Annotated in this window: 20 protein-coding genes; 9 read left to right on the forward strand and 11 right to left on the reverse strand. The window is 70.0% G+C overall.

Going from position 1 to position 16,452, the window contains the following annotated elements:
• The first annotated feature begins 73 nt into the window (after positions 1 to 73).
• Positions 74 to 808, forward strand: a complete 735-nt coding sequence (locus tag AC5PYY_RS06095; protein WP_493898891.1) for a GNAT family N-acetyltransferase — start codon at positions 74 to 76, stop codon at positions 806 to 808.
• Positions 809 to 858: 50 nt separating this feature from the next.
• On the opposite strand, the gene AC5PYY_RS06100 is transcribed toward AC5PYY_RS06095, so the two are convergent.
• From AC5PYY_RS06100 to AC5PYY_RS06110, 3 genes are read right to left on the reverse strand one after another with little or no spacing between them, the layout of a single operon-like run.
• A complete protein-coding gene (locus AC5PYY_RS06100; protein ID WP_493898892.1) occupies positions 859 to 1,284 on the reverse strand; it encodes a TA system VapC family ribonuclease toxin in 426 nt (141 codons plus the stop codon).
• Positions 1,281 to 1,508, reverse strand: coding sequence for a CopG family transcriptional regulator (locus AC5PYY_RS06105; RefSeq protein ID WP_493898893.1), 228 nt, complete (start codon positions 1,506 to 1,508; stop codon positions 1,281 to 1,283). Before AC5PYY_RS06105 ends, AC5PYY_RS06100 begins: the two co-directional genes overlap by 4 nt.
• A 15-nt stretch (positions 1,509 to 1,523) precedes the next feature.
• On the reverse strand, positions 1,524 to 2,348 hold the full coding sequence (locus AC5PYY_RS06110; RefSeq protein WP_493898894.1) for a hypothetical protein: 825 nt from the start codon (positions 2,346 to 2,348) through the stop codon (positions 1,524 to 1,526).
• Positions 2,349 to 2,465: 117 nt separating this feature from the next.
• Here AC5PYY_RS06110 and AC5PYY_RS06115 point away from each other — a divergent pair, with 117 nt between their 5' ends.
• From AC5PYY_RS06115 to AC5PYY_RS06125, 3 genes are all read left to right on the forward strand, one after another.
• Positions 2,466 to 3,194 carry a Type 1 glutamine amidotransferase-like domain-containing protein gene (locus AC5PYY_RS06115; protein WP_493898895.1) on the forward strand — a complete coding sequence of 243 codons (729 nt, stop codon included), beginning with the start codon at positions 2,466 to 2,468 and terminating at the stop codon, positions 3,192 to 3,194.
• A 239-nt stretch (positions 3,195 to 3,433) separates the two neighbouring features.
• Complete coding sequence (locus AC5PYY_RS06120) at positions 3,434 to 3,850, forward strand: nucleotidyltransferase family protein (protein WP_493898896.1); 417 nt, start codon at positions 3,434 to 3,436, stop codon at positions 3,848 to 3,850.
• 492 nt (positions 3,851 to 4,342) lie between these two features.
• Positions 4,343 to 5,155: a nucleoside phosphorylase gene (locus AC5PYY_RS06125; RefSeq protein WP_493898897.1), complete on the forward strand. Its 813-nt coding sequence runs from the start codon at positions 4,343 to 4,345 to the stop codon at positions 5,153 to 5,155.
• A gap of 121 nt (positions 5,156 to 5,276) precedes the next feature.
• Here the strand turns inward: AC5PYY_RS06125 and AC5PYY_RS06130 are convergent, their stop codons facing one another.
• The 3 genes from AC5PYY_RS06130 to AC5PYY_RS06140 form a co-directional block, all read right to left on the reverse strand.
• On the reverse strand, positions 5,277 to 5,498 hold the full coding sequence (locus tag AC5PYY_RS06130; protein WP_493898898.1) for an HIT family protein: 222 nt from the start codon (positions 5,496 to 5,498) through the stop codon (positions 5,277 to 5,279).
• A 310-nt stretch (positions 5,499 to 5,808) separates the two neighbouring features.
• On the reverse strand, positions 5,809 to 6,213 hold the full coding sequence (locus tag AC5PYY_RS06135; RefSeq protein WP_493898899.1) for a TA system VapC family ribonuclease toxin: 405 nt from the start codon (positions 6,211 to 6,213) through the stop codon (positions 5,809 to 5,811).
• Positions 6,210 to 6,461 (reverse strand): antitoxin, encoded by a 252-nt coding sequence (locus AC5PYY_RS06140; RefSeq protein ID WP_493898900.1) that lies wholly within the window; start codon positions 6,459 to 6,461, stop codon positions 6,210 to 6,212. The genes AC5PYY_RS06135 and AC5PYY_RS06140 overlap by 4 nt, the downstream gene beginning before the upstream one ends.
• A 254-nt stretch (positions 6,462 to 6,715) precedes the next feature.
• Between AC5PYY_RS06140 and dnaK the strand changes: the two genes are divergently transcribed.
• The 4 genes from dnaK to AC5PYY_RS06160 all read left to right on the forward strand — a co-directional run bounded on the left by dnaK (position 6,716) and on the right by AC5PYY_RS06160 (position 11,075).
• The gene (gene dnaK / locus AC5PYY_RS06145) at positions 6,716 to 8,638 is read left to right on the forward strand and encodes a molecular chaperone DnaK (RefSeq protein ID WP_493898901.1); all 1,923 of its coding nucleotides are present in this window, start codon (positions 6,716 to 6,718) and stop codon (positions 8,636 to 8,638) included.
• Positions 8,635 to 9,318 (forward strand): nucleotide exchange factor GrpE, encoded by a 684-nt coding sequence (locus AC5PYY_RS06150; RefSeq protein WP_493898902.1) that lies wholly within the window; start codon positions 8,635 to 8,637, stop codon positions 9,316 to 9,318. The genes dnaK and AC5PYY_RS06150 overlap by 4 nt, the downstream gene beginning before the upstream one ends.
• Positions 9,319 to 9,551: 233 nt before the next feature.
• On the forward strand, positions 9,552 to 10,631 hold the full coding sequence (locus tag AC5PYY_RS06155; protein WP_493898903.1) for a DnaJ C-terminal domain-containing protein: 1,080 nt from the start codon (positions 9,552 to 9,554) through the stop codon (positions 10,629 to 10,631).
• A 6-nt stretch (positions 10,632 to 10,637) separates the two neighbouring features.
• Positions 10,638 to 11,075: a heat shock protein transcriptional repressor HspR gene (locus AC5PYY_RS06160; protein WP_493898904.1), complete on the forward strand. Its 438-nt coding sequence runs from the start codon at positions 10,638 to 10,640 to the stop codon at positions 11,073 to 11,075.
• Positions 11,076 to 11,265: 190 nt separating this feature from the next.
• Here the strand turns inward: AC5PYY_RS06160 and AC5PYY_RS06165 are convergent, their stop codons facing one another.
• From AC5PYY_RS06165 to AC5PYY_RS06185, 5 genes are all read right to left on the reverse strand, one after another.
• Positions 11,266 to 11,745 (reverse strand): hotdog fold domain-containing protein, encoded by a 480-nt coding sequence (locus AC5PYY_RS06165; RefSeq protein WP_493898905.1) that lies wholly within the window; start codon positions 11,743 to 11,745, stop codon positions 11,266 to 11,268.
• Between the two features lie 108 nt (positions 11,746 to 11,853).
• Positions 11,854 to 12,849, reverse strand: a complete 996-nt coding sequence (locus AC5PYY_RS06170; protein ID WP_493898906.1) for a type IV toxin-antitoxin system AbiEi family antitoxin domain-containing protein — start codon at positions 12,847 to 12,849, stop codon at positions 11,854 to 11,856.
• 201 nt (positions 12,850 to 13,050) lie between these two features.
• Positions 13,051 to 13,686, reverse strand: a complete 636-nt coding sequence (locus AC5PYY_RS06175; RefSeq protein ID WP_493898907.1) for an ABC transporter permease — start codon at positions 13,684 to 13,686, stop codon at positions 13,051 to 13,053.
• 151 nt (positions 13,687 to 13,837) lie between these two features.
• Complete coding sequence (locus AC5PYY_RS06180) at positions 13,838 to 13,996, reverse strand: hypothetical protein (RefSeq protein ID WP_493898908.1); 159 nt, start codon at positions 13,994 to 13,996, stop codon at positions 13,838 to 13,840.
• Positions 13,993 to 14,886: an ABC transporter ATP-binding protein gene (locus AC5PYY_RS06185; RefSeq protein WP_493898909.1), complete on the reverse strand. Its 894-nt coding sequence runs from the start codon at positions 14,884 to 14,886 to the stop codon at positions 13,993 to 13,995. The genes AC5PYY_RS06180 and AC5PYY_RS06185 overlap by 4 nt, the downstream gene beginning before the upstream one ends.
• A 246-nt stretch (positions 14,887 to 15,132) precedes the next feature.
• On the opposite strand from AC5PYY_RS06185, the gene AC5PYY_RS06190 reads away from it, so the two are divergent.
• Positions 15,133 to 16,422 carry a sensor histidine kinase gene (locus AC5PYY_RS06190; RefSeq protein WP_493898910.1) on the forward strand — a complete coding sequence of 430 codons (1,290 nt, stop codon included), beginning with the start codon at positions 15,133 to 15,135 and terminating at the stop codon, positions 16,420 to 16,422.
• The last annotated feature ends 30 nt before the right edge of the window (positions 16,423 to 16,452 follow it).

Consider the following 16,452-nt stretch of genomic DNA (forward strand, 5'->3'; position numbering starts at 1 on the left):
GATTCAGCACCTGCGTCTTGTCCGCCAGCGGAAACTGATGGCGTCACCAGACTCCTGTCGCCATGATCGAGGGATGGCGGAGGCGTCGCGCACCTGGTCCACGGAGGACGGGGCTGTCCTGCGCGCGATGCTGCGCCCGGACGGGGCCTGGTCACTGCGCCTGCCGGACGCGGGCCCGTCGGTCTGGGGTGGGCTGCTGCACCGCGCGAACCTCGAGCTCCACGGACCGCTTCTGGTGTCGTGCCCCGCGGGTCACCATCCGGAAGCCGCCGCAACGCTCACCGACGCGGGCTTCGAGCCGATCCGTCAAGAGGTCGTCTGGCGCCTCTCGCTCGCTCGGCTGCGCGCACTGCCCCGGGTGCACACCGAGCACCGCCTCCTGCCCGTCACCGAGGTCGATCTCGCGGAGGCCGCGGCGCTCGACAACCGGATCCGGCACGACATACCGGGCACCGAGGCGTGGACCGCGAGCGCCGAGGAGTTCGCGGCCACGCTGGACGATCCGGAGTTCGACCCGGCGCTCTATCGCGTGGCCCAGCACCCTGGTTCGGGCAGTCTGGCCGGTCTCATCAGGGTATGGAGTCGCTCACCGGAGCCGCGTCTCGGCTGCCTCGGCGTGACGCGACCCTGGCGGCGGACCCGCCTGGCGCTCGCGCTCGTCCAGGACGTGGCTCGGACCTTGGAGAGCCGAGGCATCACGCACCTGCGGACCGAGACGGACACCACCAACCGTGACTCGCACGGCATGGCCGCCCGGCTCGGGGGCGAGGTCATGCGCGAGACGGTCGAGTGGCGCCGCCCCGCGTGAGAGTTCGACGAGGCGCGAAGAGCGCGGGCGAGCGGCCAGGGTGGCGCGGGTCAGGCCAGCGGGTTGACCCACCGGATCTCGGGAAAGCGCGCGAAGTCCGAATCGGCCGAGACCACGGCGACGCCAAACTCGAGCGCGAGCGCTGCGAGCTGGGCATCCGGGACGACGTTGCCGGTGACGTGGTGCCGCTCGGAGATCTCTGCGTATGCCGCGGCGGTGCGTCCGGTGGCGGGCGGCACCCAGACCGTCGCGGCAGCGAGCCAGCGGTCGACATACTCCTGCGCGGCGGTAGCCGAGAGAGGGTGCTGGGCGATGCGCGGATGGGTGGCGATCCGCAGGAACGCGCCGATGGTCTGCCACGGAAGGCCGATGCGTTCGTGTCGCGAGAGGGCATCCGTGAGCCAGGTCGAGGCGCGCTCCCAGTAGGGGCTGTCCTCGTCGATGGCGTAGAGCAGGATGTTGGCGTCGACGATCACGGCGACTCGTCGAGCAGGTCGAGGACCTCGCCGATGTTGCGGACGTCCACCTTGAGGCCGAGCTTCGTCGAGTGGTGCTCGTAGGGAGAGGGCGGCGGGTTGGACGTGGCCATGCCACGACGGGCAAGGGAGTTGACCGCCTCGCTCGGGCCCATCCCACGCTCGCGCCGGAGGCGCTCGACCTCGACGGCGACATCATCACTTAGCGTGATTGTCGTCCTCATGCGGCAAGGCTAGCATCATGATGCGACACCCTCCCCGCTCTGAAGCAGCGCCATGATCTCCCGGCTAATCGCCGGATCGGGGCGGTAGTGCTGCTCGAGCCACCGCAGCGTCGCCGCAGCGGAAGGCACATTGCGGTCATAGCCCTGGACCATCGCCCCCCACGGCGGCTGCCGGTCGCTCGCGACGCGCTCGACCCGTCGTGTGGCCTCGAACGGATCGTGCTGCGCCCACGTCGTCGCCGCGTCGAGGCGCAGGAGCGCGAGGACGCGGTCGACGGCATACACCTGGATGAACCGCATCGCCACGAGCCGTTCGCCGCGGAGCTCGCGGTGCAGACCGACGTAGAGGTTGGTCAAGGCCTCGTTCAGGTGGAAGTCGACCGTGTCGAGGGCGGTCGGTCGGGCCGGTGGCCGGCCTTCGGTGAGCGTGAAGGACGGCCGCGACCAGACGACCCGCGCCCCGGCGAAGGGCAGCGCCTCGAGCTCGGCGGGGGTGAAGACCGCATACTCCAGGAACAGGCCGTCGGCGAAGAGCGCCTTGCGGCCGTTGGGGTCGTTGACGAAGCTGTAGGCCACCTCGCCGCCGAATCCCGCCAGCCAGTCGATGTCCTCGAGGTAGCGCTGCTTGGTCTGCGCGTCGGCGACGACGAGGAAGAAATCGATGTCGGAGTGGTCGTCGAAGCGGTCGGTCTCCTGACCCGCGGAGCCGAGTCCAAGGACGGCGACGACCTCCGGATCCGCGCTCACGCGCGAAGCGATCCGATCGAGGCGTCGGAGGGTCGGATGCAGGGGCTCGGTGGTGTGGCCGGACGTGGTGTCGTGGGTGCTCTGCTGCGGCATCGGCGCCGTCCTTTCCTGAAGAGAGAAGGTCGACGTCTCAGCCCGCGCGGGCAGCCCTGCCCACCGAGGTCGCGACGTCGCCACGCTATCGCAGGTCGGGCCGCCTACAGTTCCGGCATGGATGCCTCGTCGGTCGGCCCGGTCGCTCGGGGGACGATCGTGACCCTCGGCGGCGGGGGCTTCTCGATGTCGGAGGACGGGAGCTCGCGCATCGACGACCACCTGCTGGAGCTGACCGGCACCGCTCACCCTGCCGTCTGCTTCGTCCCCACGGCGAGCGGTGACTCGCCGGACTACTGCCGCCGCTTCGAGGACGCGTTCGCCGGCCGAGCGCGGACGTCGGTGCTCTCCCTCTTCTCCCAGGCGCCCTGGGGGTATGCCGATCCGAAGCTGCTGCTCGAGCAGGACCTCGTCTACGTGGGCGGCGGATCGACCGTCAATCTGCTGGCGGTATGGCGTCGGCACGGTCTCCCCGAGATCCTGCGGAGAGCCGCGGGTCAGGGGACGGTCCTGGCCGGCATCAGCGCCGGGATGAACTGCTGGTTCGAGGCATCCTCGACCGACTCGTTCGGTCCGCTCGCCCCGCTGCGTGACGGCCTGGGTTTCCTCCGTGGTGGAGCCTGCCCGCACCTGCTCGGGGAGGAGGGGCGGCTGCCGAGCCTGCGGCGCTGGGTCGCCTCGGGCGAGCTCCCGACAACGTATGCGGCCGACGACCACGTCGCCCTGGTGTGGCGGGACGGAGCGCTGACCGAGGCGGTCGGCGAACGCGAGAGTGGCCTCGCGCTGCGCGTGGAACGCGCTGGTGACGAGGTGGCAGAGGAGCGGATCGCCGTTCGGGTGCTGTGACCGATCGGAGCGCCGAGACTGCCTGGATGATCCGCCGCCGCGAGCCTGATCGCCCGCGCGGTGAGGGCCGATCAGGGCACACGCGCTGCATACCGACCGAGCCTCGGACGCCGCGTCTATCCTGCTCGAGTGCGCGTCTGTGGTCCTGATCTGGAGGCCAGGGCACTGTCGGCGGTTCTGGCGGATCCGATCTGCGTGGCAATCCTGAACCGCCTCCCCCGCCTGGACCTGGATGAGTGGTGGCTCACGGCTGGAGCGGTCTTCCAGAACATCTGGAACGCGTGGAGGGGCGACCTCCCGGATCCGGCATCAGGGACTACGACGTCTTCTACTTCGACGGGTCCGATCTGACCTGGGAAGGAGAGGACCGGGTGATCCGAGCTGCGAGCGAGCTGTTCCAGGACGTGGAAAGTCAGATCGAGCTGAGGAACGAAGCCCGGGTCCACCTCTGGTACGAGGTGAAGTTCGGAGTCAAGGCGGAGCCGTTCACCAGTGCAAGAGATGCCATCGACTCGTTTGCCTCGACCACGTGCTGTGTGGGTGTCACTCAGAGCCCTGAGGGCCTGAAGCTGTATGCGCCGTTCGGCCTGGATGACGTCTTCGCGATGCACCTGCGACCGAACCGCCGCCTGGCGCCGCAGGCTCGACGGCTCTGAGGCTGGCGGTGGTGAACGGCAGGTAGTCGTCGACGTCGGCCGCGTCGGCATGGTGGCCGGTGGAGCCGGCGCGCATCAACATGATGGTGGTGCGGGCGGGGTCCAGCCGTCCGGCTGGCAGGGCCCAGACTTCTGGATCCCTGACGGCCCTGCCGGAGCGACGCAGTGCCGCGAAGAGGGGAGCGGGATGCACGGGCGACAGGAAGACAACATCGGCCCAGGTGCATCCGAGCGGGTGCACCGGCTGGGCCAGAACCTGGGGGTATGACGCGTGCCTGGCCCGCGAGGCCCGGTCGGGATAGGTGCGCCGCACCTGCGCCAACGGCAGCACGGCGTCACCGAGGATGGGGGACGCGGGGACGTGGTAGAGCGTTTCAGACACGACGTAGGTCATGAAGAAACCCTCGGGCGAGGCCGCCGCGAGGGTCGAGCGTGAGTCTAGCGGCTAGACGTCTGCCGCCGCCGGGACCTGAGGTCTGGTTGGGTGAGCCCATGGACGAGTGGCAGCCTCAGGTCAGCCCGCTTCTGGAGTTCGACCACAACCCCACCGCCTTCATCGAGCCCCGTGCGCGAGCTGCGCCCGATGTCCCTCGTGCGTGCGTGCTGACCTGGTTTCACGACGGGGTGGAGCGCCTCGTCGCCCGTCTGGGCGGTCGCCGGATCGCAGAGAACCGGTGGGAGGACGGCCCGCATCCGCTCTTCGAGCTGAACGTCTCCGGCCGACGGGTCGGCATGGTCCCCATGCCCGTCACAGGGCCTGCCTCAGGCAGCCTCGTCGAGGAGGTGATCGCACTCGGCTGTCGCTCGTTCGTCGCCTGCGGGGGCGCCGGCAGTCTGCGTCACGATCTCACGGTGGGGCATCTCGTCGTGGTGACTTCGGCACTACGTGACGAGGGGTTGTCGCACCACTACCTGCCTCCGGGGCGCACCGTCGATGCCGACCCTCAGGCGGTGGCAGCGTTGCGGGAGGTCCTGTCCGAGCGCGGCCTCCCGTTCGTGGAAGGGCGCACGTGGACGACCGATGGCTACTTCCGGGAGACCCCGGGAAAGATCGCGGCCCGTCGCGACGAGGGGTGCATCACGGTGGATATGGAGGCCGCGTCGATCGCGTCGGTCGCTCGCTTCCGAGGCGTGCCATTGGCGCAACTGCTGTATGCGGGCGACGACCTCAGCGGCGAGACCTGGGACCACCGGAGCTGGACGACTCAACACGAGGTTCGCGACAACATGCTGGACCTCGCCGTCGAGGCGGCCCTCAAGATCGACGCCGAGGCCGCCGCTGCGGCGGAGAACCGCCTTCGTTGAGCATCCCCACGGGTCATGGGATCCCAGACGTCAGGCGGGCCGGATACGGTCACCCTTGAGAGTCGGTCGACGTCATCGCATCAGTGCATCTTGACGGTGGGCTCAAGGGCGTTCCGCGTCCTCACTCAAAGGTCGTGGGCAGCCCGAGCTCGCTCCGCAGCGCTCGGGCGAAGGGGAGGCGCTGCTCCGGCGTCACCCACGTCGCCTGATCGTGCCGACGGTAGAGGTCGTCGCCGTCGTGCCGCGGGAACACGTGGACGTGCAGGTGCCAGAGGTCCTGGTCTCCCGCTGGCTCGTTGTGCTGCCGGATCGAGGTTCCGGCGCAGTCGATTGAGGTGCGCATCGCTCGTGCCACGCGCTGGGTGAGGTCCCAGACAGATGCCCGTCCTCGGCGGAGATCTCATAGAGGTTCTCGACGTGGACGCGAGGGATCACGAGGGCCGCGCCGGGATTCGCCGGCCACCACTTCGGGGCGATACGAGCGTAGGCGCGGTCGGTGACCGCGATGATGTCTTCCGCCTTGTTGCGCTCGTCGAACTCACCTCGCTGGACGCGGCAGAACGGGCAGGAGTATGCCGTCGGCTCATGGCGGGGGAAGTTCACCGGATGATCCTGGCACGGAGATGCCAGACGTCAGGCGGGCCGCATCCAGGTCAGCCCCAGAAGCGGTCGAAGTCCGCGTCGAAGGAGACGACCGTGGCGTGGTGCTCCAGCGCCAGAGCGGCGAGGTGTGCGTCGCTGGTGAGGTTGCCGGCGGTGCCGGCGGAGAGCAGCAGCTCACTGAGGAGGTCGAGGTGACGCTCGCCCGGGTGGAGGACGACGGCCGAGGGAGCGGTGAGCCAGCCGCGGACTACGCCGAGAGCCTCGTCGGTGGTCAGGGGTCGGACGAAGAGCCCCGGGCGGGTGGCCAGTCGCACGACCGCGAGCAGTGCCGCCCACGCCAGACCCACCGTGTCCTTGCCGCTGAGCGAGTCATCCAGCCACCGCTTGGCGATGGCATGGTCGGGGGACGCGCTGTTGACGGCGTGCAGGAGCACGTTGGCATCGACGAGTTTCATGCTCCACGTCGTAGACGCCCGAGGAACGACTCGTCCTCGAGCTCGCCAGACAGGCGTAGAGCCTTCGTCACATCCACCGTGGGTACGCCCATATCGAACGTCGGCGTCTCGTGGCGCCGCGTCGGCCGGTCCTGCGCGCCGTCACGGATGGCGCCGTTGAGCGCGCGCTTGAAGGAGACGCCCTTCTCCTGCATCCGGCGCCTGATGATGTGCTCGACGTCCGCGTCGAGCGTGACCGTCGTCCGCATAGATGACGGCATAGCATCATCTCCACTGATGTGAGATGCACCGATCCCTGGCGCGCACCCCTGCGCACTGCGACCCCCGGTCAAGGCTGCGACCGAGCGTGGGAACAATCAGCTCACGTCCGTAGTTGAGCCTAGTGAACTCAACTTCACTGAGCCTCGGTTTGACAACACGCGAACCGCTCACCAGAGTTGAGTGCAGACGTGTCAACTCACCGCGCACGAGGTGCGCAACGACATACCAAGGAGAGCAGTTCATGGGACGTGCAGTCGGTATCGACCTCGGCACCACCAACTCGGCTGTCGCCGTGCTGACCGGTGGCGAGCCGGAGATCATCGCCAACGCCGAGGGTGGGCGCACCACCCCGTCCGTCGTCAGCTTCGCCAAGAACGGCGAGGTGCTCGTCGGTGAGGTCGCCAAGCGGCAGGCCGTCACCAACGTCGACCGGACCGTCCGCTCCGTCAAGCGCCACATGGGCACCGACTGGAGCACCGAGATCGACGGCAAGAAGTACAGCCCCCAGGAGATCAGCGCCCGCACGCTGCAGAAGCTGAAGCGGGACGCGGAGGCATACCTGGGCGAGGACGTGACCGACGCGGTCATCACCGTGCCGGCCTACTTCGACGACGCTGAGCGGCAGGCCACCAAGGAGGCCGGCGAGATCGCGGGCCTCAACGTGCTCCGCATCATCAACGAGCCGACCGCCGCGGCGCTCGCCTACGGCCTGGACAAGGGCAAGGAGGACGAGCTGATCCTCGTCTTCGACCTCGGTGGCGGCACCTTCGACGTGTCCCTGCTCGAGGTGGGCAAGGACGCCGACGACGGCTTCGCGACCATCCAGGTCAAGGCCACCCACGGTGACAACAAGCTCGGTGGTGACGACTGGGACCAGCGCATCATCGACCACCTGGTCACCACGGTGAAGAACCAGTCCGGCGTCGACCTGTCCAAGGACAAGATCGCGCTGCAGCGCCTCAAGGACGCCGCCGAACAGGCCAAGAAGGAGCTCTCCTCCGGGACCAGCACCTCGGTCAACCTGCAGTACCTCTCCATGGGTGAGAACGGCCCGATCCACCTGGACGAGACCCTCACCCGCGCGCAGTTCGAGCAGATGACCTCCGACCTCCTCGACCGGGTGAAGCAGCCCTTCGAGCAGGTCATCAAGGACGCCGGCATCAAGGTCGACGAGATCGACCACGTCGTCCTCGTCGGCGGCTCGACGCGCATGCCCGCGGTCGCCGAGCTGGTCAAGAAGATGACGGGCAAGGAGCCCAACAAGGGCGTCAACCCGGACGAGGTCGTCGCCGTCGGCGCCGCCCTGCAGGCGGGTGTCCTCAAGGGTGACCGCAAGGACGTGCTGCTCATCGACGTCACCCCGCTGAGCCTGGGCATCGAGACCCAGGGCGGGATCATGACGCGCCTCATCGAGCGCAACACCGCGATCCCGACCAAGCGCAGCGAGGTCTTCACCACGGCCAGCGACAACCAGCCGTCGGTGGGCATCCAGGTCTACCAGGGTGAGCGCGAGATCGCCGCGCACAACAAGTTGCTCGGCAACTTCGAGCTCACCGGCATCGCCCCGGCCCCCCGCGGCGTGCCGCAGATCGAGGTCACCTTCGACATCGACGCCAACGGCATCGTGCACGTCTCCGCCAAGGACCGCGGCACCGGCAAGGAGCAGTCGATGACGATCTCCGGTGGCTCCGCGCTGCCGAAGGATGAGATCGAGCGGATGATCAAGGACGCCGAGGCGCACGCCGACGAGGACAAGGCTCGCCGCGAGGAGACCGAGACCCGCAACACCGCGGAGCAGCTGGTCTACTCCACCGAGAAGTTCCTCGCCGACTCCGGCGACCAGGTGCCCGCGGACACCCGCGGCCCGGTCGACTCGGCCCTGACCGACCTCAAGGACGCGCTCAAGGCCGACAGCGGCGCCAGCCTGGACGACATCAAGGCCAAGATGGAGACGCTGTCCACCGAGAGCCAGAAGATGGGTTCGGCGATGTATGCCGCTCAGGCCGAGGCGGGCGGTGACGCTGGCGCGGGTGCCGGTGCCGGGTTCGCCGACGGGACCGGGGCGGCGGATGTCGACCCGAACGCCGCGGGTGGTTCCTCGGATGAGGACGTCGTGGACGCCGAGGTCGTCGAGGACGACAACGACGGTCAGGACACCAAGTGACCGACCAGCCGCAGGGCACCCACCCCGAGGGCGCTCCCGACGAGGAGCGCCCCGGGGAGGGCCCGGTGATCCGGGACAAGCGCCGCATCGACCCCGAGACGGGCAAGCTGCGGAAGACCGACGACGAGGGCGGAGAGGCTGTGAGCGACCAGACCACCCCCGAGGCCGGGGCCGGCCCGGCAGTTGGCGCCGAGAGCGCCGACGGCACCGAGGCACAGGCCGAGGGCGACACGCATCCTGACACCCAACTGGCCGCCGAGCGGCTGGAGGAGATGCGTCGGATGCAGGCGGAGTTCGTCAACTTCCGCAACCGCACCCAGCGCGAGCGCGAGGCCGACCGCGGCCGGGCGACCGGTGCCGTGGTCGAGGCGCTGCTGCCGGTGCTGGACGACGTGCACTCGGCGCGAGAGCACGGCGACCTCACCGAGGGCAGCCCGTTCGCGGCGATCGCCGACAAGCTGGAGCAGGCACTCGGGCGTTTCGGCGTCGAGCGGGTCGGCGCGGTTGGCGACGTCTTCGACCCGACCGTCCACGAGGCGCTGATGCACCTGCCTGCGGATCAGGCCGATCTGCCCGAGGGCGCGACCGAGATGACGGTCGTGCAGGTCATGCAGCCCGGTTTCCGGATCGGCGAGCAGGTGGTGCGCGCCGCCCGCGTCGCGGTCGCGGACCCGAGCTGAGGGACGCGTCGGCCATGCGTCATACCGGACTGGCCGCGCGATATGCACGGACTGGCCGCGCGATATGCACGGACTGGCCGCGCGATATGCACGGACTGGCCGCGCGATATGCACGGACTGGCCGCGCGATATGTATGTGCCGGCCGCACGGTGTGCGCGCAGACCGTGCGGTCGGTCGACGCAGAGCGCGCGGCCGGTCGCAGAATGAGTAGTGAAGGAGGAGGTGAGCACGCATGGTGAACCAGGACTGGTTCGAGAAGGACTTCTACTCGATCCTCGGCGTCAGCAAGGACGTGGACGCCAAGGAGCTGAAGAAGACCTACCGCAAGCTGGCGCGGCAGTATCACCCCGACAACAACCCGGGCGACGCCGCGGCGGAGCAGAAGTTCAAGGACATCGGTGAGGCCTACGCAGTGCTCTCCGATCCCGAGCAGCGCAAGCAGTACGACGCCGTGCGAGCCATGGGCGGCGGCGCCCGCTTCACCGCGGGGGCTGGCGGCCCGGGTGGTGCCGGTGGCGGCTTCGAGGATGTCTTCGCCCAGATGTTCGGCGGTGCCGGTGGTGCGCAGAACGTGCGCTTCGGTGCCGGCGGGCCGGGCGGTGCAGGCGGCATCGATCTCGAGGACCTGCTCGGTGCCTTCGGTGGGTCTGGCGGCTTCCAGCAGGGCGGCGGCCAGGGCTTCCCGGGCGGCTTTCCCGGTGGGGCGCAGGGCTTTCCGGGTGGTGGTGGCTTCTCGGGTCAGGGCTACGGCGGAGGTATGCCGCGCGGCCAGGACGTCGAGGCGTCCACCACGCTCGACTTCCGTTCTGCCGCAATGGGAGACACGGTCACGTTGTCCAAGCCGGACGGTGGGCGGATCACCACACGCATCCCGGCCGGGGTCAAGGACGGCCAGCGGATCCGCTTGCGCGGCAAGGGAATGCCCTCGCCGGTGCAGGGTGGTGAGGACGGCGACATGTATCTCAAGGTGTCCGTCACCCCGCACCCGGTCTTCGGCCGCGACGGCGACCACCTCACCGTCGACCTGCCGGTGACCTTCGCCGAGGCGGCGCTGGGCGCCACGGTGCAGGTGCCGACGCTCGACGGCGGCACGGTCAAGGTCAAGGTGGCGCCGGGCACGCCGTCCGGGCGGGTGCTGCGGGTCAAGGGCCGCGGGATCGAGACGAAGAAGGGCACCGGCGACCTGCTCGCCAAGGTGCAGGTCGTCGTGCCGAAGGACCTGTCCGACAGCGCCAAGAAGGCCGTCGAGGCGTTGCGCGCAGAAGACGACGGCGACCCGCGCGCCGAGCTGCTGGCGCGGGCCAGGGCGTGATCGGCGATGGTCGATCGTGACACTCCGGTCTATGTGATCTCGGTCGCGGCCGAGCTCGCCGGGATGCACGCGCAGACGCTGCGGCAGTATGACCGGCTCGGCCTGGTCACCCCGTCGCGCACCCGGGGTGGGGGGCGGCGCTACTCCTCGCGCGACGTCGACCGGCTGCGCGAGGTGCAGCGGCTCTCCGGCGAGGGTGTCTCGTTGGCGGGAATCCAGCGGATCATGGAGCTCGAGGTCCAGGTCGAGGCGTTGCGCGACCGGATCAGCCAGCTCCTGCTCGACAACGAGCGGCTGCGCGACCGGGTCACCCAGGGCTCGCGGATCTTCGCCGCCGATCTTGAGGGCGAGGTCGTGGCCGTCCGCGCCGGCCAGCGGCCACAGAGCCGATCGGCGACGACCGCACTGGCGCTGTGGCGACCCCTGGGCTGGCCACACGACTGAGGAGTCGGGCGGCAGGCGTCGTCGACCACACCCCACGCCCCCCTGCTGCCGGTGGCGGCCCCTCACGCGGACCAACGTTGGGTTAGCACGACCTCCATCGGGGGACTTGTCGATGAAGGTCGTGCTAACCCGTGGTCACTCTCTGGTTGTGGTCACTCCCTGGTCGTGGTCGATCACTCTGGTGCCCTGGTCACGACCCTGACGTGTTCTTCTTCGGCGTCACCCAGAGCCGGATGGTGCCCTCGATGACGACCGTGCCGTCGGCGAGTTCGCCCCGCACCTGCACCGGCAGGTCTGGGTCGTCGGAGGCCCACCGCTCCGGGTCGGTCTCGGCGATGCAGGTGACGTCGCCATCGGCCTTCGCGAGATAGCTGACCTCCATGCCCTTGGGGATCCACCGTTTGCCTGTCGGGATCGTGGCCTCGGCCAACGCTCCCATCGCCGCCTCCAGCCCGTTGCACAGCGCGATCGCGTGGACCGTCCCGAGGTGGTTGGTCACCCTGCGCCGCTTGCGGATGAGCACCTCGGCGTGGTTCGGCTCGATCACCGTGAACCGCGGCCGGATCGTCGCGAAGTACGGCGCCATCTGGCTGAACGCCAGGTCGAACAACCGCGTCCCGACCACGGGCACGGCCCCGGCGCGGCGGTAGAGGGCGAGCACGTCAGGCATACCGGAGAGCCTAGGTGACCGCCATCCCCACTCCCGACCAACGTTGGGGTAGCCCGACCTTCATCGGCAAACTTCCCGTGGAAGGTCGTGCTATCCCGTGGTCACTCCTCACAAAGCCGCGGTATGCCCCTGGCTGGCACGGTCTCGCACGTCTCCGGCCCCGACGGCGAGCGCCGCGTCGATGAGGGACCGGACGCGCCCCGGATGCGCCAGATCCGCCCAGACCAGGCGCACCACCACATATCCCTCGCGTTGCAGTCGGAGCTCACGTTTCTTCTCGGCGACCAGATCTTCGTGGCTGCCGTACTTGGTCATGCCGTCGAACTCGACGACGACGCGAGTCCCGTCCAGAAGGAAGTCCACGCGCGCGATGAAGCCTCCGTCGGCCCCGCGGATCTCGACCTGGGGCACCGGGCTGAAGCCCAGTCCCACGAGGAGCAGTCGGCTCCGTGTCTCGCCGGGCGACTCCGTCCGCCTGTCAGCCAGCTCGATCACCCGCTTGGTGAGCGCGTGGGCAGGGTGGTTGGGGCGGGCCGCCGCAGCCTGCGCCAGCTGCTCCACCGATGCGAGACCGTGGTGGAGCACGTGGTCTGCAGTCATGACCCCGGCGTCCCGGCCCAGTTCCTCTGCCACGCCCATGACCACGAACCGCGGCTCGAGCACACTGACTCCGCGCAACCCTGTCGCCGTCGCGTCGGCATACCCGGTGTGGATGGTGTAGATGGCGTTCTTGCGGTGCTGCCCCGTCCCGATCCGGCAGCCGTGGATGCGCTCCGGCACGACCGGCAACGGCAGATCCAGGAGCACTGCGGCACTCACGTGACTCACCGCCACATCGGTCGGCCAGGTGCGGGCCACCGCGACGGTCCGGAGTGCGTGCCGCTCCCGGGCGGAGGACTGCTGGAAGAGCTCGTGGTCCACGAAGGCGCCCCGACCGACGCGCAGCAGGACCTTCTGTCTGCGGAGGGCGGCGATGGCGCCCTCGCCCAGGCCGAGTCTGGTGAGGTCTGCGCTGGTGATGGTCCCTCCCTGTGTCGCGAGCAGGTCACGCAGGCCGGTGAGCTGCGCGGGCGGGAGGGTCGAGTCCCGGGGCGGTGTCTGCATACCGCGACCTTGCCTGCCGCGGCGTTGTCGCCGCAGAAGTTATGCACAGGGACGTCTGGGAGCCGCCTTCAGTCCTGGAGATTCTGGCTCCTCCCCGGGACCAACGTGGGGATAGCACGACCTTCATCGGCAAACTTCCCGATGAAGGTCGTGCTATCCCGTGGTGACTCCCGGCGCCGGCGCGCCCGGCCGTCACCAGCTCTACTTCACCTCGCGCCGGGCCACCCGCCACAGGCCGAGCGCCAGCGGGATGAGCACCCACCAGATCGACGTGACGCCCAGCTGGGCCCACTGCTCGCCGGTCGGGGCCGCGTCGAGCGTCATCATCGGCGTCGACGCGACGTTCTGGTCGATCCAGGCGGCGCGGTCGCTCACCCATCCCACGGTCATGGACAGCACGTTCATGATCACCGGCAGCACGAAGAACGCGGCGATCGCCAGCGGCACGTTGAGGAAGAGCGCCCCGAACGCCACGCCCATGAGCACGTAGATGAGTTCCAGCACGACCATGCCCGCGTACACATGCCACGGCAGGCTCAGGTCGATGTCGCCCCCGGCGAGCCCGGCCGAGGCGACGTGCGCCAGCGCCGCCAGCACGACGGTCACGGCGACGACCACGACCCCGAGCAGCAGCGCGCCGAGCGTCTTGGCGGCCATGACCCGCAGCCGCCGCGGCTCCTGGGTGAAGGTCACCAGCGCCGTGCGCTGGCTCCACTCGGACGCCGCAGTCAGGATCCCGAGGACCGGCAGCAGCACCGCCTGGGGCAGCACCGCGGTGAGCAGCAGCGTCGAGTAGTCGGCGCCGCCCTCCCGCCCGAACCACATCGCCAGCCCCATCGCCAGCGCGGTCAGCGCGACGATGACGATCAGCAGCCACCGCCCGGCGCGGGTGTCGACGGTCTTGCGCAGCTCGGTGCGCAGCAGGCGGGCGAACGGCAGCCCGCGAGCGTCATCGAGGTCGGCTCCGCCGCTGCGGTATGCCGTCCGCTCACCAGAAGGTGTCGCGCGCCGCCCCTCTCTGGTCGCCGTCGGCGCGCGTCCGGATGGTCTGGGTCGTGCCGGTCATGGTGTCCTCCTGGTCGGGCTGTCGTGGTTGCGGGCCGCCGGGGGCGGCGGGGGCCGAGGTCTGGTGGGTCGGCGTGCTCACGCCGCGACGTCCCGGGCGTCGTCGGCCGTCAGGGTCAGGAACATCTCCTCCAGGCCACCACCGGACGGGCTGAGGCTGGTGAGGACCAGGCCGTGCTGCAGCGCCAGCTCCCCGACCTGGGCGGTCTCGGCCGAGACGGCGACCGTGCCGTCGGGGCGCTGGGTGTGCTCCAGACCGGAGGCCTCCAGTGCCGCCGCCAGAGCCTGTCGGTCGGTCGCGTCGACGAGCACTCCGGCCGCGGCGAGGAGCTCGTCTTTCGTGCCCTGCGCCACGATCTGGCCGTGCCCGATGAGCACGAGGTCGTCGGCGATCTGCTCGACCTCTGAGAGCAGGTGCGAGCTGAGCAGCACGGTGCCTCCCTCGCGGGCGTAGTCCCGCAGCAGGCCGCGCATCCAGTGGATGCCGCCCGGGTCGAGCCCGTTGGCGGGCTCGTCGAGGATGAGCACGGAGGGGTCGCCGATGAGCGCTGCACCCAGGCCGAGCCGCTGCCGCATTCCCAGGCTGTAGTTGCCCACGCGACGCTCCGCCTCGCGGGCGGTCAGCCCGACCCGCTCGAGCACAGTGTCGACCTGGCCGCGCCCGGCACCGACGAGGATCGCGGCGAGGGTGAGGACCTCCCGGCCGGTGCGCCCGGCGTGCTGCGCGCTCGCGTCGAGCATGACGCCGACGTGCCGCGTGGGGTTGGGCAGGCTGCGGTAGGGCCGACCCAGGATGTGCGCGGTGCCCGAGGTCGCGGGCGTGAGGCCGGTCATCATCCGCATCGCGGTGGACTTCCCGGCGCCGTTGGGGCCGAGGAAGCCGGTGACCCGGCCGGGCCGGGCGGTGAAGGAGATGTCGTCGACGGCGGTGAAGGTGCCGTAGCGCTTGGTCAGGTGCTTGATCTGGATCATGCCTCCAGCCTCCGGCGCGGGGACGGTCCGCGGCATCGGTCCGGGGTCGACACCGCGAGGTCCATCGGCCGAGCATCCGGCCCGGCACCCCAGACCGAAGGAGGGGGTGCCTCGTCCGTCCGGCCGGTGCCGTCGCCCCTCGACCGGTCCTAGAGTCGCTGTATGCCCTCCGCTGCCCGCGCCGTCGAGCCTCGCGCCGGTGCCCCCGCGGTCCCTCCCGCGGCGGGAACCGCGGTCCGTCCCCCAGTGACTGCCACGGGCGGCTGGGCGGCCGACGACATCGTCGAGCCCTCTCCGCTCACCCGCTGGCAGCAGGCCTGGCGCCTCGCGGTGGTCTGGCTGCTGGGAGGTCTGCTCTGGCTCCTCGTCTTCGGGCTCTCGCCGGCGGGCGCCGGCGATGGCGAGCACCGGACCATGGTCGACGTCCTCCTCGTCGTCGACGTGCTGATCGGCCAGTTCGTCATACTCCTCGCGGCCTTCCGCCGACGGTGGCCGGTCACCGTCGCGGTCGTGTCGGTGCTCCTGAGCGGGATATCCGCGTGGTCGGTCCCGGCGGCGATGCTGGCGACGATGTCGCTGGCGACGCGACGCAGGGTCGGGCCGCTGCTGCTGGTGCTCGCCCTCAACCTCGTGGTGACGCTGAGCTACGACGCGACCATCGCCCCCACCCTGTTCCCGACTGACTCGGCCTACGTCGACGGCGGGAACTGGTGGCAGATCGGGCTGAACGCGCTCGTGGTGCTGCTCGTGGTCGTCGTCGTCATGCTCATCGGCTGGAACGTCGGCGGCCGCCGTGAGCTGGTCGCCAGCTGGCGCAGCCAGGCCGAGACCGCCCAGCGGGAGCAGGCCTCCCGGGTGGCGCAGGCACGGTTGGCCGAGCGGGCCCGCATCGCCCGGGAGATGCACGACGTCATGGGGCACCGGCTCTCGTTGGTGGCGATGCACGCCGGCGCACTCGCCCATCGGCCTGACCTGAGCGACCGGGAGCGGGCCGAAAGTGCCGAGATCGTCCGGTCCGGTGCCCACCAGGCGTTGGAGGAACTGCGGGCGGTCCTGGGGGTGCTGCGCGGCGATGATCTCGCGGAGTCAGGGGGCTCAGGGGGCGACGTCGCGGCGGGAGCGGCGGTCGAGGCACCCCAGCCCAGCCTGACCGACGTGCCGTCGCTGGTCGCGGAGGTCACCAGCAGCGGGCAGCGGGTCACCCTCGACGCCGACGCCGAGCTGTGGGAGCGCTCGGTCCGCATGCCCGAGGTGGTGGGGCGGCACGCATACCGTGTCGTCCAGGAGGCCCTGACCAACGCGCGCAAGCACGCAGAGGGGGCCGAGGTGCAGGTCGAGCTCTCGGGGGAGCCCGAGGACGGGCTTCACGTCGTGGTGCGCAACCCGCTCACCGGCTCCGCGCCAGTGTCCGAGACGCCCGGCATGGGACTGCCGGGCATGGCCGAGCGGGTGCACCTGGCTGGCGGGACGTTCGAGGCCGGGGTGGTGGGCGAGGAGTTCGCCGTGCGAGTGTGGCTCCCGTGGCCGAGACGATGAGCGAGGGTATGCCGCAGCGCGGCCGGCGAG

The organism is Serinicoccus sp. JS2-9, assembly GCF_059025165.1.

Excerpts from the sequence above, each read along its gene's own strand:
- AC5PYY_RS06095 (WP_493898891.1), top strand. The coding sequence starts at position 74 with ATGGCGGAGGCGTCGCGCACCTGGTCCACGGAGGACGGGGCTGTCCTG.
- AC5PYY_RS06105 (WP_493898893.1), bottom strand. The coding sequence starts at position 1,508 with ATGAGGACGACAATCACGCTAAGTGATGATGTCGCCGTCGAGGTCGAG.
- AC5PYY_RS06110 (WP_493898894.1), bottom strand. The coding sequence starts at position 2,348 with ATGCCGCAGCAGAGCACCCACGACACCACGTCCGGCCACACCACCGAG.
- AC5PYY_RS06115 (WP_493898895.1), top strand. The coding sequence starts at position 2,466 with ATGGATGCCTCGTCGGTCGGCCCGGTCGCTCGGGGGACGATCGTGACC.
- AC5PYY_RS06125 (WP_493898897.1), top strand. The coding sequence starts at position 4,343 with ATGGACGAGTGGCAGCCTCAGGTCAGCCCGCTTCTGGAGTTCGACCAC.
- AC5PYY_RS06130 (WP_493898898.1), bottom strand. The coding sequence starts at position 5,498 with ATGCGCACCTCAATCGACTGCGCCGGAACCTCGATCCGGCAGCACAAC.
- AC5PYY_RS06135 (WP_493898899.1), bottom strand. The coding sequence starts at position 6,213 with ATGAAACTCGTCGATGCCAACGTGCTCCTGCACGCCGTCAACAGCGCG.
- AC5PYY_RS06140 (WP_493898900.1), bottom strand. The coding sequence starts at position 6,461 with ATGCGGACGACGGTCACGCTCGACGCGGACGTCGAGCACATCATCAGG.
- dnaK (WP_493898901.1), top strand. The coding sequence starts at position 6,716 with ATGGGACGTGCAGTCGGTATCGACCTCGGCACCACCAACTCGGCTGTC.
- AC5PYY_RS06155 (WP_493898903.1), top strand. The coding sequence starts at position 9,552 with ATGGTGAACCAGGACTGGTTCGAGAAGGACTTCTACTCGATCCTCGGC.
- AC5PYY_RS06160 (WP_493898904.1), top strand. The coding sequence starts at position 10,638 with ATGGTCGATCGTGACACTCCGGTCTATGTGATCTCGGTCGCGGCCGAG.
- AC5PYY_RS06165 (WP_493898905.1), bottom strand. The coding sequence starts at position 11,745 with ATGCCTGACGTGCTCGCCCTCTACCGCCGCGCCGGGGCCGTGCCCGTG.
- AC5PYY_RS06170 (WP_493898906.1), bottom strand. The coding sequence starts at position 12,849 with ATGCAGACACCGCCCCGGGACTCGACCCTCCCGCCCGCGCAGCTCACC.
- AC5PYY_RS06175 (WP_493898907.1), bottom strand. The coding sequence starts at position 13,686 with ATGGGGCTGGCGATGTGGTTCGGGCGGGAGGGCGGCGCCGACTACTCG.
- AC5PYY_RS06185 (WP_493898909.1), bottom strand. The coding sequence starts at position 14,886 with ATGATCCAGATCAAGCACCTGACCAAGCGCTACGGCACCTTCACCGCC.